The 16,837-nt window shown below is 59.5% G+C and carries 10 protein-coding genes; all 10 read right to left on the reverse strand.

Annotated elements, in window-relative coordinates:
• Positions 1 to 28 precede the first annotated feature (28 nt).
• Positions 29 to 1,711, reverse strand: a complete 1,683-nt coding sequence (locus J0X19_RS00130) for a peroxidase family protein (protein ID WP_206979854.1) — start codon at positions 1,709 to 1,711, stop codon at positions 29 to 31.
• A 489-nt stretch (positions 1,712 to 2,200) separates the two neighbouring features.
• Positions 2,201 to 3,349 (reverse strand): diaminopimelate decarboxylase, encoded by a 1,149-nt coding sequence (gene lysA, locus J0X19_RS00135; RefSeq protein WP_206979855.1) that lies wholly within the window; start codon positions 3,347 to 3,349, stop codon positions 2,201 to 2,203.
• Positions 3,350 to 3,463: 114 nt separating this feature from the next.
• Positions 3,464 to 4,837 carry an aspartate kinase gene (locus tag J0X19_RS00140; protein ID WP_206979856.1) on the reverse strand — a complete coding sequence of 458 codons (1,374 nt, stop codon included), beginning with the start codon at positions 4,835 to 4,837 and terminating at the stop codon, positions 3,464 to 3,466.
• A gap of 332 nt (positions 4,838 to 5,169) precedes the next feature.
• Positions 5,170 to 5,964: a slipin family protein gene (locus tag J0X19_RS00145; RefSeq protein WP_206979857.1), complete on the reverse strand. Its 795-nt coding sequence runs from the start codon at positions 5,962 to 5,964 to the stop codon at positions 5,170 to 5,172.
• Positions 5,965 to 6,429: 465 nt separating this feature from the next.
• Positions 6,430 to 8,397 carry a RagB/SusD family nutrient uptake outer membrane protein gene (locus tag J0X19_RS00150; RefSeq protein WP_206979858.1) on the reverse strand — a complete coding sequence of 656 codons (1,968 nt, stop codon included), beginning with the start codon at positions 8,395 to 8,397 and terminating at the stop codon, positions 6,430 to 6,432.
• Between the two features lie 29 nt (positions 8,398 to 8,426).
• The gene (locus J0X19_RS00155; protein ID WP_206979859.1) at positions 8,427 to 11,597 is read right to left on the reverse strand and encodes a SusC/RagA family TonB-linked outer membrane protein; all 3,171 of its coding nucleotides are present in this window, start codon (positions 11,595 to 11,597) and stop codon (positions 8,427 to 8,429) included.
• 453 nt (positions 11,598 to 12,050) lie between these two features.
• Complete coding sequence (locus J0X19_RS00160; protein ID WP_206979860.1) at positions 12,051 to 12,593, reverse strand: hypothetical protein; 543 nt, start codon at positions 12,591 to 12,593, stop codon at positions 12,051 to 12,053.
• A 41-nt stretch (positions 12,594 to 12,634) separates the two neighbouring features.
• Positions 12,635 to 13,993, reverse strand: a complete 1,359-nt coding sequence (locus tag J0X19_RS00165; protein WP_206979861.1) for a M20/M25/M40 family metallo-hydrolase — start codon at positions 13,991 to 13,993, stop codon at positions 12,635 to 12,637.
• 267 nt (positions 13,994 to 14,260) lie between these two features.
• On the reverse strand, positions 14,261 to 15,502 hold the full coding sequence (locus J0X19_RS00170) for a beta-ketoacyl synthase N-terminal-like domain-containing protein (protein WP_206979862.1): 1,242 nt from the start codon (positions 15,500 to 15,502) through the stop codon (positions 14,261 to 14,263).
• A complete protein-coding gene (gene bioA / locus J0X19_RS00175; RefSeq protein ID WP_206979863.1) occupies positions 15,495 to 16,829 on the reverse strand; it encodes an adenosylmethionine--8-amino-7-oxononanoate transaminase in 1,335 nt (444 codons plus the stop codon). Before bioA ends, J0X19_RS00170 begins: the two co-directional genes overlap by 8 nt.
• Positions 16,830 to 16,837: the final 8 nt, after the last annotated feature.

The raw sequence follows: 16,837 nt of genomic DNA on the forward strand, positions 1-16,837 counted from the left end.
GTAGGAGCAAGGAAGCGGCTGAACGTGCTTACGGTTTGGTTACGCCAGCAAATACCACCAGATCGGCAACGGTAAAGGTACCTGCTACCTTGGCCGGAAGTACGGGCGTGAAGCCACCCGCTTTGTTGAGGTAGGAGTTGGCGTCGCGTTTCAGCATCCGTACAAACGTTTCGGCCACAATCTTAGCCCCCAACGGCCCTAGCGCGTTGCCGCCGCCCAGCACCGCCGCTTCCCGCAGCACATAGTACCAGAGCGGGGTTTTGTTGAGCAGCAGGCCGCCGCTTTCATTGAGCACACTGACTTCGTTGGCGGGCAGGCCGCTGGTGAGCTGGGCGCTGGTGAGGGGCGCTACTCCCAGCGCCGTGGCCGTGGCCTGTCCGCTCGGCAAACCAAAAGCCAGGCCCCGGCGCAGGTTCATGGTTGCCAGCCGGGCTGCAATACCGCTGCCGCCGGGGATGCTTTCCAGCCCGCTCGACAGTACACTGTCGATTTTGCGGGCCTTGTTGAAGACGGGCACCGGAATCCCGGTTTCAAAGAAAGCGTTGAAATTCACCACCCAACTGGGCTGTACCGGTAGCTGCGGGGGCCGGATAAACTGGAATACCTGGGCCAGCGACGCTCCAATAAAGACATGGTTCACCCAGTAGTTGTTGCGAATTATGCTGTGCCCAAACCGGTACGCCGCCACCGAAAACTCCACGGGCATGCTAAACGCGCTGCCAACAGGGGCCACCACCGCTGCCAAGGCAGTGGTAACAGCCGCCGCTCCGCAAATCCGTTTCAGGTAGTCATTCACCACGGCCCACTGGTAGTGGTGCGTTACCATGCGCTTGGCTTCCGCGAAAATGTCGCCGGAGAAGCCCGCGGCTACCAGTGTGTCCACTACGGCATTATGAAACTTAAGCATGGCCATATGAAACTGCGCCACAATCAGGTTTTCATCGTTGCGCGGGTCGCCGATGATAGCCGTGTTGGTGCCCGCCACGCGTGGTACATCGAAAGTGGACTGAATTTTCATGTCGGAACCATTCAGCGCCAAGGCGGGGCCACCTTTGCTAACACCCGCAGTGGTGTTGTTGGTCCCCAGCTTGAACTTAATGGCGGTGAGTGGCCCCACCGTCGGAAATACGTACATAAACGGCGCCAGCGCCGGGCCTTGGCCGTACAGGTTATCAAGCTCCAGCGCCGGGCTGCGCATGTTATGAATGGTAGTGGCCTCGGTAGCGGCCTCAATCGTGGACGAGACATCGAGGGTAATGTCATGATCCACGAACTGCCCGAAATACGTGAAGCCGGCCGGCAGCACCGAGTCCGCCCCGATGTCGCGGCCAGGGTCGCCCATCAGGTCGCCCAGCTTGTTGAGCAGCGTTTGGTTGGCCGCGTTGAAATCGAGCTTGCTGGCCGTGCGGACGGCCGCCGGGGTAAGATAGCCGAATTTGTCGGCGCAGGGTGAAAGCCGTAGCTGGCCAGGAAACCAGTTCAGATTCAGCTTTGCCCCATGAAACCGTTTCACTTCGGGAGTGACCTTGCGCAGGCCTTCCCGCACATCAATAGGCAGCCTGGCCAACGGTATCAAAGCGGCCGGATTGATTTTGGCAATGGATTCAGCCAGTTCTCGCAGCTCCACCGTGGGGCTGATATTCAGCTCCGTCATTTTGCGGGTGAGTTCCGCGAGTTGCAACTGGCCGATGGCCGGATTGGGGGGTAGCATGTCACCAAGGTTTACTGATAGCGCCTACTCTGTTCACCGTTTTCGGCTTCCCGATATGCTGTTAATGAATTCGTGTCAACCCGGAAAATCAATAGAATTTGCTGTGTAAGTGCAAGGTCTTATGGTGAAGCAAACTTAAATATATGATTTTTTATATCTATCACATATTCATGTGGTAAGAATGAAACAGTAGCTCGGGTGAAAACCGGTAACTCATTGGAAAACAGAAGTTTTTGCACTGCTTCATGCGTTGGCCCACAAGGAGGCTGCCGCCTAAGTTGTAGGGCGGTTTTGACAGTAATGAGTAAGGAAGCAAACAAATACCAAAAAGCCGCTGGTCGAAACGGAGTGTTTCAGCCAGCGGCTTTATGTTGATATAGATGGTGAAGGCCCTTTGCTCTACGTCCTCACGTCGTCCGGAAATACAGGTGAGGCAACTGCAACAGCTTATAGGGCAAGGCAGCACAACTAAAGCCAGCAGTCAGGCGCTTACTGGCCGACGTATACTGCCGCGGCCTTCTCGCGCAGGTTGTACCCCGACGACATCACCTCGCCATACGCACCCACCGAGCGAATGGCCACCAGGTCGCCGCGCTGGGTTTGGGGGAGCTGCACGCCTTTGCGGAACGTGTCCGACGATTCGCAGATGGGGCCTACCACGTCGTAGAGCTGCTCGGGGCCGGTGCTGGTTAGGTTCTGGATGTGGTGGTAGCTGCCGTAGAGGGCCGGGCGCATCAGCTCGGTCATGCCCGCATCAAGAATAGCGAACTGGGTTTGCTGGCTTTGCTTGACGTAGAGCACCCGGCTGATGAGCGTGCCGGCCTGGGCCACTATGGCGCGGCCCAGCTCTACGTGTACCTGCTGGCCCGGCCGCCGCACCAAATGCTTCTCAAACATCGAGAAATAGCCCTCAAAATCCGGAATAGCCTGCTCGTCGGGGTGCTCGTAGCTGACACCCAGGCCACCGCCCACGTTGAGGTGGGGGAGGTGGTGGCCCTGGTCGGTGAGGGCGGTTTGCAGCTCGTTGAGCCGCTCACTGAGCTTGGCAAACACCGACAGGTTGGTAATCTGGGAACCGATGTGCGCGTGCAAGCCCACCAGCTCCAGGTTCGGGAGGGAGCCGAGGTAGGCCACCACGGCTGGTAAATCGGTGAGGCTGATGCCGAACTTGTTGGCCGCCAGCCCCGTGGTGATGTGCGGGTGCGTGTAGGCATCCACGTTGGGGTTCACGCGCAAGGCCACCCGTGCCGTGCGGCCCTGCGCCCCGGCCAGGGCATCCAGCACCGCCAGTTCCGCCGTCGATTCGGCGTTGAAGCACCAGATGTCGGCCGCCAGCGCCAGGTTGATTTCCGCATCCGACTTGCCCACGCCCGCAAATACAATGTGGCCCGGCGCAAAACCGGCTTCCAGGGCGCGCTGCACTTCGCCGCCGCTCACGCAGTCGGCCCCCAGGCCCTGGTTTTTGATGCGTTCCAGAATGGGCAGGTTGACGTTGGCTTTCAAGGCGTAGTGCACCTGAAAATTGCGGGGCTTGGCGGCCTGCTGCAACGCCGTAAGCGTGCGGTCGAGCAGGGCGAGGTCGTAGTGGTAAAAGGGGGTCGGCTGCGTGTGCAGCGCGGAGGAAAGCTGAAAAGGCATGGTATGCGAAGAACCTCACTTTCTGGTCTTTGTCAGGCGCGTACTGCGCGATGCAAAAGAGCAAGCTAGTGGCTGGTTCGGTCAGGAGTACAACAGAAAATACGCGCCGGAAAGCTAGAAGGCTAGTTCGCCCTCTTTTTTCGCGAGGGAGTTAGGAACTGAGTTTGGCCGGTGAAACAGCCCCGCATTCAGCGCCTGCAAAGCTTGCACTTTATCGGCGGAATTCACCAGAATGCTGATGTTGTTGGGGGAGCCGCCGTAGGAAATCATGCGCAACGGAATGTTCTGAAGTGCCTCGAAGGCCCGGTGCGCCGCGCCGTGGTTCACTTGCCCTAAGTTGCCTACCAGGCAAATGATGGTTTGCTGGGTATCCACTTCCACGCTGCCAAAGCGACGCAGCTCCTCCAGAATCTGGGGTAGGCGGGTGGCGTCGTCGATGGTAAGCGACACGGCCACTTCCGAGGTGGTAATCATGTCGATGGAGGTGCGGTACCGCTCGAATATCTCGAACAGGCTGCGCAAAAAACCGTGCGCCAGCAGCATCCGGCTCGACTTCACGTTGATGGCCGTAATGCCGTCCTTGGCAGCTACGGCCTTAATAGCCTCCTCACCGGTTTTGCTGGAAATGAGAGTGCCGGGTGCCTCGGGCTGCATGGTATTAAGCAGCCGCACCGGAATGCCGTGCAGCCGGGCCGGCAGCACCGAGCTGGGGTGCAGAATTTTCGCCCCGAAATAGGCCAGCTCGGCCGCCTCGTCAAACGACAGTTCGCGCAGCGGATACGTGTTGGACACAATGCGCGGGTCGTTGTTGTGCAGCCCATCAATGTCGGTCCAAATCTGGATTTCCTCGGCCCTAACGGCCGCGCCAATCAACGAGGCTGAGTAGTCGGAGCCGCCGCGCTTGAGGTTGTCGATGTGGCCCTGCGTGTTGCGGCAGATGTAGCCCTGCGTAACGAACAGCTGCTGGTGGGTGTGCAGTGCCAGCGTAGCCACTAAGTGCTCCTGAATGTAAGCGGCGTCGGGCTCGTCGTCTTGGTCGAGGCGCATGAAGTCCAGGGCGGGCAGCAGCACCGCTTCGCGGCCCAGAATGCCGGTTACATACTGATGAAACAGGTAGGTGCTCAGCAGCTCACCCTGGGCCAGAATCACCCGCTCGCCGGCAGCCGACAGGGGCTGGCGGGTGAGGTCGAACAGAGCCCGGAAAATAGTGTCCAGGTGCTTGAGGGCAGCGGCGGCCACGGCCTCATCGGGCAGCAGCTCGCGGGCTACCATGTGGTAATCCTGGCGCATGATTTCAATGCGCGCAGTGGCGGCGGCCAGGTCGCCGCTGTAGAGCAATTGCGCAATGGCCACCAGCGTATTGGTGGTGCCGCTCATAGCCGACAGCACCACGAGCTGCCGCTGCTCCGGCGCGTGAATCAATTCGGCCACCTCGCGCATCCGCTGCGCCGACCCGACGGACGTGCCGCCAAACTTCAGAACTTTCATACCGGTAAAAACCAATCAGAGAAACAAAAAAAAGCGCCGGCCCTATTCGGACCGGCGCGGAGAGTTCAGCAAACAAAGGTGCAGAGAACAGCTACGACGGTCAGGCCGGAATCCGTTTCTTGCATTTCTTCCCCATCACGCACGCGCTGGCCTTGCCAGAAGCTGGCAGCAGTTGCGCATTGAAAACAGGTGAAGTGAAGAGCATCAGACAAGGAGCAAGCCACGCATAGGTAGCTCTGCGGCTGCAAGTAAAAACATAATTCTCGTTTCGCCTGCATCCTTCCCGAAAATCTTCAATCCCCCTAAAGGGTAGCAGCGCTCTGCCAGCTGGCTTATTGATGAGGGGTATTACTTACTGCACCGGCCCCCGATGGCATAGCACCAGCCATGGTAGCCAGGCCCTTGGCGGCGTGGCTGAACTCCGACGGAATCAGGACGACGGTGGTGGTGCTGTTGTCGATGCCGATTTCCGAAATCATCTGCATCCGGCGCAGCTCCAGTGCCATGGGGCTGTTTTCCATCTGCTGGGCACCCTGCGTGAGCTTGATGCTGGCTTCCAGCTCGGCTTCGGCTTTGATGATGCGGGCTCGTTTTTCGCGCACCGCTTCGGCTTCGCGCGCCATGGCCCGCTGCATCGACTCGGGAATTTCCACGTCCTTGATTTCTACCAGCTCAATCTTCACGCCCCAGGGTTCGGTGGCGGCATCCACGAGTTGCAGCAACGACGCGTTGATTTGCTGACGGCCCCGCAGCACCTCATCCAGCTGGTGCTGCCCGATGATGTTGCGCAGCGCCGTTACGGCCAGTTGGTACACGGCTTGGTTGTAGTTGGCCACTTTGATAATAGCAGCGGCCGGGTCGAGTACCCGGAACCATAGTACGGCGTTTACTTTGATGGTTACGCTGTCCTTGGTAATGGTTTCCTGCTGCTCCAGGTCCACGGTTTTGGTGCGCATATCAATCGTGACGCGCCGCTCAATGAAGGGGATAATCCAGTACAGCCCCGGCCCGCGGGTGCCCGTAAACCGGCCCAGCCGAAACACAATGGCCCGCTCGTACTCCTGCGCAATGCGCAGCCCAAGCAGCAGAAAAACAACGACTAGCAGAACAATAGTGAGGAATGACATGGCAGTAAGTGAATGAGGGTGAAAAGCCAGCGTCAATGAACCGGCTCTGGTGTCCTCTGCCACAAACCCGATGCCGGCCCAGGTTGAGCTTTACCGGCCAACCGCCCCCACTACGCTAAAACCCGCTTACAACTCTTGAAAGTGGCTTTATGGGAGTGATTAAAGCATAAACATTCCCGGCGAAGCTATATGGCGTCCGTTGTTGCCCTGCCATTTCGGCTAGGGTAGCCTACCGTTTTGGTAGGGTAGGGCACCCGGCAACACGCTGTAGAGACGCCACACTTGGCATCTCGGCGCTGCTGATGTTGTTTATCTGGTGTCGCTCAAATGGCGCGGATGCCGAGACGCCAAGTGTGGCGTCTCTACAGCGGTTATAACACTACGAAAAACAGAAAAGGGAGCAAGCCGCTCTGGCCTGCTCCCTTTTGCTTTTAGCTGGGGCTGATTTCTGCTTCTGAATCTGGTTTAGTAGCCAGGGTTCTGCTCGGCAATGCGCTCCTCGTTGGTGAGCGGGCGGCCGTTGCGGAAGATACGCTCCAGGTGGCTTTGCGGAATCGGGCGCAGCTTGAACTTGGGGGCGTTGGCTATTGGGGCGGCATCGGCGTTGAACAAGGGAGCACGCAGCAACAGGGTTTCGGTGCGCGTCAGGTCTTCCCAACGGTGCAGCTCGCCCAGCAGCTCGCGGGTGCGCTCATTCAGGATGAAGTGAATGAAGCGCTGCTCCGTAGTGGTAACGGCGGCGGGGTACAGTTCCCGCGCGTCGTTGGTGGTGAAGTTGGTCAGCGTAGCCATCAGGGCGGGGTAGGTGCTGGTGACGTCGCCGCGGGTGCCGCCTTCAATGCGCCAGTTCACCGAGGGCTTCACTTCACCGGCTTTGTAAGCTGCGCGCTGCCGTAGGGCATTGATGTATTCCAGGGCCTTGGTGTAGTTGCCTTTGCGGCCGTAGGCTTCGGCCCCAATCAGATACGTTTCAGCGGAGCGGGCCAGAATACCATCCTTGGTGCCGGCTTCGTCGGCGGCACTGGGGCGGTACGGGTCGGTGTACTTGATAAGCTGCGGAAACTTGTTGCGCAACGTCAGCGTGCCCGATGGGTCGTAGGCGCCGGCTACCACGTTGCCGGCCGCGTTGCGCACGAAGCGGGCAAAAATCTTGTAGCGCGAACGGTCAATCTGAGCTTGCGGAATCGGGTTGTTGCGCGTGTTCACAATAACGTAGAATGCCGTGTCGCCGAGGGCGAACTTCGGCTGGCCCACCTGCGCCGGAGTGGGGGCATCGGCGGCCGTCCAGCGGGGGTAGCCGGCGGCGCTGGTGTTATTGGCAATCCAGGCCGTTTTCATCATCTTATAGAAGCGCGAATCGTTGCGCCGGTCGAAGATGTCCATGGCATAGTTGGTGGGCATCACCCGGCGGAAAGGCCGGTCGTTGAGCAGGTCCCGAATCATGCCCGGCTCGTTGTCGTATTGCAGCGTGAAGTACGAGTGCACCCGGTTGCCGAAGCGACCCGACAGCGCCGGCACGTTCACGAATTGCGACGAAAACAGGATTTCACGGTTGGTTTGCGCCGCTACGCTGCTGGCGTAGGTTGGCAGGAAGGTAGAGGAAAACGGCGTAGTGGGCGAGTTGGCAATGTCGAACAAGTCCGAGTAGTTGGTCGCCAGCGGGTTGCGGCCCGAGGTAATCACCTGGTCGGCGTAATAGGCTGCGCTGTCCATGTCGGTCGGCTTCTGGCCGCGCACGTCGGTTACGGCGCTGCCGCGGGTCAGGTACACTTTAGCCAGGTAGTGCATGGCCGCGTTCTTGGTGGCCCGGCCGAAATCCGTGTTGGTAGGAGCCAGGTTGTCGGAGGCAAACCGCAGGTCCTTGATGATGGCACTGTACACGTTCGGTACTGATTCGCGGGTGAACTCCAGCTGCACGCCCTCGGTGGGTTGCAGCAACAGCGGAATAGCGCCGTACTGCTGCACCAGCTGGAAGTAGTAATAGGCGCGCAGGAAGCGCAGCTCGGCCAGGCGCTGGGTTTTCTGGGCGTCGGTGCGCAGCGTGGTGGTGCCCTGAATGCCGGGAATGCGGGCAATACCGATGTTGCAGCGGTTGATGCCGTCGTAGTTGGCGGTCCAGACTTCACCCACAAACAAATCCGAGGAGTTGAGGCGGTTGTCGTAGCGGTTCCACCACTCACTGTTGATTTGGTCGGCGCTGGTCATCTCATCCACGCCGAAGTTGAACATGGCGTAGGAATGCTCGTTGGCGAATTTGTAGCGGGTTTGCTCGTAGCTGGCTTTCACCAAATCTTCGAGGCCCTGCTCGGTGCTGAAATAGTCGTTGGTGAGCGTAGAAACCAGTTCTTCTTCCAGGAAGTCTTTGCAGGAGCCCAACCCCAGGCCCAGCAGGACGGTAAGGGAGGCAAGGCGTATAGTACGGGTGATTTTCATGTCGTTAAGCAAGTAGAAATAGTCCTGAATCAGAATCCAACGCGCAAGCCAAACACCAGGCTTTTGGTGCCCAGGTTGCGGGCCTGAGCCCGCTCGGCGGAGTTGGTGCCCACGTCGGTAGCTTCGGGGTCGAGGCCTTTGTAGTTGGTGAACAGGAAGGGATTCACGGCGTTGGCATACACGCTCAGGTTGCTCATCTTCACCTTCGAGCTAATGGCCTGCGGCACGGTGTACGTGAGCGAGATATTGCGCACCCGGGCAAAACTACCGTTCACAAACGCATAGCTCTCATTGCCAACCGGGGTTTCATTCCGATAAATGGGCCGTGGGAAGTCGTTGGTGGGGTTAGTGGGGGTCCAGTAGCTGCCTTTCTGGCTCTGGAATACCCCGCCCAAGCTGGTGGTGTAGCCGGTAGCCACCTTCTGCCCGACGCGGGCATACACCAAGAAGCTCAGCTCGAAGCCTTTGTAGTTGAAGGTGTTGTTCACACTACCCGTCCATTTTGGCCGGTTGGAGCCCAGCACCACGAAGTCGTTGGCATTGATAACGTTGTCGCCGTTCTGGTCCACTATCTTGATGTCGCCGGGCACCCGGCCGTACACGCGGGCCGCGTCTTCCTCGCCCAACTGCCAGATGCCGGCTCGCTGGTAGCTGTAGTACACGCCCAGCGGCTGCCCGATAAACCAGCGGTTGCCGATGTCGTCCTGCGCGCCGGAAGCCAGCTTCACAAACTCTTCTTTGTTGCGGGTGTACACGAAATCGGTGCTCCAGCGGAAGCCGCCCGCCGACTCCACGTTCACCGTGGTCAGGCTGGTTTCCACGCCGCTGTTGCGGGTTGCACCAATGTTTTGCAGAATGCTCACCACCCCACCTACCGTGGGCAAGCCGCGCGGCAGCAGCAGGTCCGAGGTATTGGCGCGGTACACTTCCACCGAACCACTCACCCGATTCTTAAACAAGCCGAAATCCAGCCCCAGGTTGATGGTTGAGGTTTTCTCCCACTGCAAGTCGGGGTTTGGAATACCGCCGAGCGTATTGGGCAGCGTACCCGGCGTGGGCGAGTAGCCGTAGGCCGGCACCTCATTGAAGGCATAAGAAGAGCGTTGCAGGGTACCGCCCGTAGTGTAGGGGTCCACCGACGCCTGGCCCACCGTGCCGTAGCCGCCACGCAGTTTCAGCTCGTTGATGGCCGTTATGTTCTGTAGGAAGTTTTCCTGCTGGATTTTCCAGGCCACGGCTACCGAGGGAAAGAAGCTCCACTTGTTGCCCGGGGCCAGCACGGAAGCACCGTCGGCGCGGCCGGTGGCCGTCAGTACGTAGCGGTCCATGAAGCTGTAGTTGATGCGGCCCATCCACGACTGCAACGTGCGCTTCGAGAAGCCGGAGCTGAAGCCGTTGGCAGCCGCCTGATACGTGGAGCTGATGTTGTACCACTTCTGGCTGTCGTAGGGCAGGTTCACGGCACTCACAAAAGAGCTTTCACTACGGTCGGCCTGCACGCTTTGCAGGGCCGTAATGCCCAGGCTGTGCTTTTCGGTGATTTGCTTGTCGTAGAACAGCAGGTTTTCCACTACGTAGGTGAAGTTCTGGCCCTGGTCGTAGGAGGCAAACGAGGTGGAGTTCGGCCCGCCGGCATCCCGCGCAATAGCCCGCGCCGACTGGAAGATACCCGTCCGGTTGTTGCGGAAGTCGGGCCCCACGTTGAGGCGGTAGCGCAGCCCCTCAATAGGCAGCTTCACCTCGCCGTAGAAGCTACCGAAGAAGCGGGTGACGCGCCGCTCGTTGAAGGCGTTGTCGACTTCGCGCAGTGGGTTGTAAATCGTTGATATGAAGGCCGGACTCACGATAAACGAGCCGTCGGGCGCGTAGGGCGTGGCGTACGGAATCTGCCCGATGGCGCGGCCGTACACATCGGGGCCATAGTTCTGAATGGCTAAGCTGGCGTTGGTGGAAGCCCCCAGCGTGACAATGTTGTTGACTTTGTAGTCGAGGGTCACGCGGGCGTTGTAGCGCGTGAAATCCTGGCCGGGCTGGATGCCTTCCTGGTTGAGGTAGCCCACCGACATCGAAGCCCGCAGCTTGTCGGTGCCGCCGCTGGCGCTGATTTGGTGGTTTTGGGTGAGGGCCGTGCGCAACGCCAGCTTCTGCCAGTCGGTGGTGCGCACCTTGCTGGGGTCGTAAATCGGAATCTGCGTGACGTTGGCGCCGTAGCGGGCCCGTTCCTCTTCGGTGGTGGGGCGGGTGGCTACTACGCGGTTGGCGCGGTCAATCCACTCGTAGCCGTCGGCAATGCCTTCCCAGGCGTTGAGGTCCGCCGCGCCAAACAAGGTGAAGTCCCGCGCCGGATCGGCGTAGAGGGTGGGGTAGGCGTTGGTGTTGCGGTTGGCTTCGCGCTGCAACTCCAGGAACTCGCCGCCGTTGAACAGGTCTAGCGTGCGCGAGGCTTTGTCAATGCTGAAGTAGTTGTTGTAGTTGAGCGAGAATTTGCCTTCCTGCCCGCGCTTGGTGGTCACAATTACCACGCCGTTGGCCCCGCGTGAGCCGTAAATTGCAGTAGCCGAGGCATCCTTCAGCACTTCCACCGACTGAATATCCTGGGGGTTGAAGTCGTTGAGGCCGGTGCCCTGCGCCAGCGGAATGCCGTCTACCACGTACAGCGGTTCGTTGGACGCCCGAATGGAGCGGTTGCCCCGGATGCGGATAGCAGGCGTTTCGCCGGGGCGGAAGTTGCCGCCGGCCACGTCTACACCCGCCGCCCGGCCTTGCAGGGCCTGCGTGAGGTTTTGGGTGGTTACCTGCTGGATCTGCTCTTCCGATACCGACGATAAGGCGCCGGTTACGTCGCTCTTTTTCTGGGAGCCGTAGCCCACTACCACTACTTCGCCCAGGGCTTTGGTGTCTTGGCCCAGCACGATGGACAGTTCCGACCGGCCATCAATAGGTACCTCTTGAGTGGCGTACCCGATAAACGAGAAAATCAGTGTGCCCTGGCGGTTCGGAACATTGATGGAGTAGCTGCCGTCGGGGCCGGATGCAGTGCCCGTGGTGCTGCCTTTGAGTACTATAGTTACACCAGGCAGAGGCGCTTTCGAATCATCGGCAGTGATTTTGCCGGTTATGACCTGACCCACCGCAGCCGGGGCTACCAACAGCAGCGCCGCAGCCGGCAGATGCCGGGACAAATGATAAATTTTCCGCATAGAATTGTGGGATTTAGTGGAATTCTGCTGAAAGATTTCAGCAAAATCATCTTTCCCCATCCCGCACTCTCCTGCACGCAAAGGTTTTCGATGGTGGTCTGAAAACTCGTATACCCAATAACTGACGAGCTTCGCAAGGCCCAGCAATGTCTCTTAGTTTGCAGGGCTAATGTTCCTGTAAATGAAAAAAAGCTGCTTTCTGCGGCCAACGAGCAACTTTTTCATCAACTGCTGCCTGCTGGCTAAGGCCTCACCCAGCGGCTAAGCAGCCGTTGGCCATCCACCGTGGCTCGGACAGGGTAGGTACCCGCCGCTACCTCCGAAACGGGTAATGGAACGGAGTGCGAGCCAGCTGAAAGGGTAACTGTACTGTAGTGTACCGGACGGCCTAACAGGTCTTCGACGCGCAGGTCCACGGTTTGGGTACGGGACAACTGGAGTTGCACTTCAGATCTATAAATGCTGACAAACAACGTCTACTTGACAACCTAATCGGTATTCAAAGTCAGTTAGGAATGCGTCTGTGAATTGCGGCCAGCTCCAGAAGGTGAATCCTAAATTGCTAAAGCCCCAAGTAGGTATGAATTCAAACGAATGAATGTCACTTCCTATTCCACATTGTGGACAAGTGATGCTATCAGTTTTGCCCGTAGCCCATGGTGCGAGAAATTCATAAGCAAAACCACTAATATCCTTGACGCACAGAGGGCATATAAGCTCATCCAATCCATTACCTCTAGCATCAAAAACACTACGATTAGTAGATATCTCTAAGCCGTTGTTTCTTAAGTTGAAAGGCAAACGGGTTGGGTTTGCAACTATCAACTTAGCGCCTTCTGAAACCGCGTATCCACCCTCCGAACCAAGAATACAATCCGAAATCGTGGGCTTGACTACATCTATTGCAACTAACCACTTCAAAATCTCTGTCGTCTTAGCCTCAGGGTTGAGATAAGTTGATTGACGAGGTACAAGAGAAATGCTATAGTCGCTCATAAGCTGAAATTGTTAGCAGATGTATGGCTGACTTTTAAGCACTACCGCACCGGTTTGGGCAGTGCGGGCAAACTCTCGTGGCCCTCGGCATCCACCGAAACTACTCCGAAAATGAAGTTGTCTTTGCTGTGCGGTAGGTCGGCTTTGGTGTCGGTTACGAAGAACTTCTGCTGCCACTCCGGGGCGCTGGTTTCGCGCATCAGCACGTAGTAGCCGGCTGGTTTTTTGCCGGCTTTGGGGGCTTCCCATTGTAGCTCAGTGCGGTTGGTGAGCTTGGCGGTGAGCACGCCCACGTTTTCGGGGGCGGCGGGGGCCAGGGCCAGGTTGGCCAGCGTGGCCAGGTTCACACCGGTGTTTTTGCGCAGGTAGGCGAAGTCCATGAACTTGGCGTAGTCGCCGTATTCCTCGCCGTTTTCGGTGCGCAAATCCTGGTGCTGGTGGCGGAAATCCTCGTTCATCTCCGAGAAGCGCACCGCCGCAAACCCCTGCTGGTTGAACGGCGTATGGTCGCCGCCGCGCAGGAACCGGTCGGGGCGGTACTCCAGCACTACCTCGTGGCCGGCTACGTGGTTTTTGGTTACCATGCGGGCGTAGCGGGCCAGCTGCCGGCTCGGCGAGTCGTTTTCACTGCTCAGGGTGCGGCGTACCCGGGCTTCCTCGGGCGTTTCGGTGGCGGGCACGCCCTCACTGAACACGCGCAGCTGGGTGGTATTCTTGATTTCCGGGTCGTGGCCGGTGGAGTTGCCCATGATGTCGTTGTTGAGCATGGCCACCAGATTCCAGTTCTCGGCCTTGGCCCGCTTGGCGAGGTGCGTCGAGCCGTAGAGGCCCTGCTCTTCGCCCTGCACCGCCACGAAAATGATGGTAGCCGGAAACTGCTGCTTGCTCATCACCCGCGCCAGCTCCATCACCGCTACCGTGCCCGAGCCGTCGTCGTTGGCGCCCGGCGCGTCGGCGGTGGCGTTCATCACATCCGACACCCGCGAGTCGATGTGCCCGCTCACGAGGAAGATGCGCTTGTCGGTGGGGTCGGTGCCGGGCAGGGTGGCCATGACGTTGGCCATGAGCACCGGCCGGTTGATGCGGCGGCCGTCGGGCTTGATGGTAAAGGTGTCCTGCTCCACTTTCAGCCGCCCGCCGCTGGCTTTGCTGTATTTGCGGAATTCGTCTTCCACCCAGTTGCGGGACGCCCCAATACCGCGCTTCTTGCTCTTGGTATCCGATAGGGTATGGCGCGTGCCGAAGCTCACGAGCTTGTCTACGTCGTCGCGCAGGTTTTTCTCCGATAGTTCTTCCACCATCTTCGTGATGCTGGGGTCGGGGGTGGTAGTCGGTTTGGTTTGGGCAAAAGAGGAGCCGGCGAAACCCAGGGCCAGCAAGAACAGAGTAGAACGGAGCATTCAGCGAATGAATTAAGAGAAGCTAAGGGCAGAGACTCATGAAGGCAAGCAAACGTTGCGGCTGCACTGCAATGTAAAGCCAATGAGAATTTCTAGCACTTTTAATAAAGTGTTTCCCCTGTTTTTGCCATAATTTCAATGGTGCTGCATCCAGAACAACCGTAGAGACGCGACCCGTCGCGTCTCGGTGTTGAACGGCTCGTGTTGCGCTGACGCTTGGCGGGCAGACATCAGTCGTTCAACGCCCAGACGTGACGGGTCGCGTCTCTACAGTTGCGTTACGAGCACGCTGGCTGCGTTGCCGCCAAACCCGGCCGCATTTATCAGGATGCGCCGAATGGGACGGGGGGCAGCCTGAGCCAGATCAGTGGCAAATGGTGCAGTTGGCCATTGCTTCGTGGCCAGTACGTGCAGGGCAAAATCCAAACTCAACGCCGCCGAAGCGCCCAACGTGTGGCCCAACAGCCACTTGTTGGACAGCAACGGCGGCAGCTCGTCCCCGAAAACTGCCCGCAGTGCCACCCGCTCCGAGGCGTCGCCGGCGGGTGTGCCGGGGCTGTGCAGCACCACCGCATCAACATCGGCGGGCCGACGGTTGGCTTGGTGCAGTGCCTGGCGGATAGCTTGTTGAAAATGCTGCCCGTCGGATGAGAGGCCGGTTTTGCTGGCAATGGCTTCGAAGCCGAACCCCACACCTTCCAGCACGAATATGGGCTCGTTTGTGTGCCGCTCACTTGCCAGGGAAGCCGCCGTAGCTTTCTCCAACGCAAATACCGCCGCGCCTTCGCCGAGCACAAACGTAGAAGGGCGGCCGGCACCGGGTCGGCAAGGCCAGTCGGCCGCGGGGAAAGTGGAATAAATGCCCAGCGCGTGCATCTGCGCCAGGGTGAAATCGGTGAGCGGGGCCTCGGTGCCGCCAGCCAGAAAGCGGGTGGCCATACCGGCCCGGAGCCACGCCACCGCATTGCCGAGCGCCTGAAAAGCGCTGCTGCACGTGCTGGAATGGCTGAGCGCCGCGCCCCCGTGGCTGCCCGCATCAAACGCCACCCAGCTAGCCACGTTACCTAATGTCGTGAGGGGCGAAGCGGCGGCGGCTACCGCGCCATCAGCTAGAAAATCGGCGTGAAACTGCTCCAGTCGGCCCGTCGCTCCACGGCTAGAACCTATGCTGACGGTTAGGGCTGGTTGGTGGTTGGTGGTTATTGGGTGCTGGTTGGTTGATGGAGTAGCCTCCGGGTTCCAGCCGGCGTCGGCGGTGGCCTGCCGGGCCGCCAGCAGCGCCAGCAACACCGTGCGGTCGAGCTGGCGGTAGGCCGGGTGGCTGCGTTGCAGGGTTGCTACGGCGGTTTCGGCAGTAGCGGGCAACCGGGCCACCGGGAGGCTATGCGAGCCGTCTGCCTGGGTTTGAAACGGCGCGGAGCTGACGGTGGCATACGCCGCTGCATCGGTACCCAAGGCACTCACCCGGCCTCTGCCCCGAATTACAATCAGGTCAGGCAAATCAGACATGGGAGGGCGTAGCGGTGAGGGAAAGCACCAACTCACGCATCTGGCGCAGCACGCTGTAGAGCAAAGCTAGCTCTGCGTTGGTGGTGCAATAGGGCGGCAGCAGGTACACCACGTTGCCGAGCGGACGGAGCACTACGCGGTTGTCGAGGGCCAGCTGGTACAGCGCGTCGCGGAGGTTGCTGAAGTAGCTGGTGTTTTCGCCGGGGTCGTATTCCACGGCCAGCATGGTGCCCAGGTGCCGCACCTGCCGGATGCCCGGCTGGTTTTCTATTTCCTGCCGGAAGGCGGCGTGAGCAGCTGTAATTCGGGCGCGTTGTTCGGTGCATTCCGTGCTTCGCGTTAGCGCCATACTAGCCAGAGCGGCGGCGCAGGCAATTGGGTTGGCGGTATAGGAATGGCCGTGGAACAGGGTTTTCAGCCGGTCTTCGCTCAGAAACGCCTCGTAGATGGCGGCGGTGCAAGTGGTTAGGCCCATGGCCATCGTGCCGCCGGTCAGGCCCTTGGAGAAGCACATTATGTCGGGCTGTTCGGTGAGTTGCTCACTGGCAAACAGCGGCCCGGTACGCCCGAAACCAGTCATCACCTCATCGGCAATGCACAGCACGCCGTGGCGGTGGCAGCGGCGCATCAGCTCACTCAGCACTTCCGGCGAGTACGTCACCATGCCCGCCGTGCCCAGCAGCAGCGGCTCGAAGATGAAACCGGCCACATCGGGGCGGGCCACTACGGCATCAAGTTGCGCCAATACCTCCGCCTCCCGGCCCGGCACTGGCACGTCGATGAACTCCACGTCAAACAAATACGGCCCGAATGGCGCCGTAAACGCCCCGCGCCCGCTCACCGACATGGCCCCGAACGTATCACCGTGGTAGGAGTCGCGGAAGCAGAGGAAGGTGCGGCGCGCTGGCTGGCCCTGGTTGTGGAAATACTGCATCACCATCTTCAGGGCCACTTCCACGGCCGTCGAGCCGTTGTCGGAGTAGAACACGCGGGCTTGGTTGTGGGGCAAAATTTCCAGCAGCTGCTCGGCCAGTTCCACGGCCGTAGGGTGCGTGAAGCCCGCGAAAATGACGTGTTCCAGCGTGTGCAGCTGCTCGCTCACGCGGGCCGCAATGTGCGGGTGAGCGTGCCCGTGCAGATTCACCCACCACGACGCAATACCGTCGAGGTAACGGGTGCCATCTTCGGCAATCAGCCAGCTGCCTTCCCCGCGCACAATGGGGATGGGCAGCGGCGCGGTTTGCATCTGGGTGTAGGGGTGCCACAGCACGGCGTGGTCGCGCTGGGCCAGGGAGTTGGTAGGTGGGGCGAGCGGGGTTGATTTCACTGATTTCG

It is taken from the genome of Hymenobacter telluris, assembly GCF_017313265.1.
In the GTDB taxonomy this organism is placed as follows: Bacteria; Bacteroidota; Bacteroidia; order Cytophagales; family Hymenobacteraceae; genus Hymenobacter; species Hymenobacter telluris.

Coding starts and splice junctions, on each gene's coding strand:
- J0X19_RS00130 (WP_206979854.1), bottom strand. CDS start 1,711: ATGCTACCCCCCAATCCGGCCATCGGCCAGTTGCAACTCGCGGAACTC.
- lysA (WP_206979855.1), bottom strand. CDS start 3,349: ATGCCTTTTCAGCTTTCCTCCGCGCTGCACACGCAGCCGACCCCCTTT.
- J0X19_RS00155 (WP_206979859.1), bottom strand. CDS start 11,597: ATGCGGAAAATTTATCATTTGTCCCGGCATCTGCCGGCTGCGGCGCTG.
- J0X19_RS00170 (WP_206979862.1), bottom strand. CDS start 15,502: ATGTCTGATTTGCCTGACCTGATTGTAATTCGGGGCAGAGGCCGGGTG.
- J0X19_RS00160 (WP_206979860.1), bottom strand. CDS start 12,593: ATGAGCGACTATAGCATTTCTCTTGTACCTCGTCAATCAACTTATCTC.
- J0X19_RS00145 (WP_206979857.1), bottom strand. CDS start 5,964: ATGTCATTCCTCACTATTGTTCTGCTAGTCGTTGTTTTTCTGCTGCTT.
- J0X19_RS00140 (WP_206979856.1), bottom strand. CDS start 4,837: ATGAAAGTTCTGAAGTTTGGCGGCACGTCCGTCGGGTCGGCGCAGCGG.
- J0X19_RS00150 (WP_206979858.1), bottom strand. CDS start 8,397: ATGAAAATCACCCGTACTATACGCCTTGCCTCCCTTACCGTCCTGCTG.
- J0X19_RS00165 (WP_206979861.1), bottom strand. CDS start 13,993: ATGCTCCGTTCTACTCTGTTCTTGCTGGCCCTGGGTTTCGCCGGCTCC.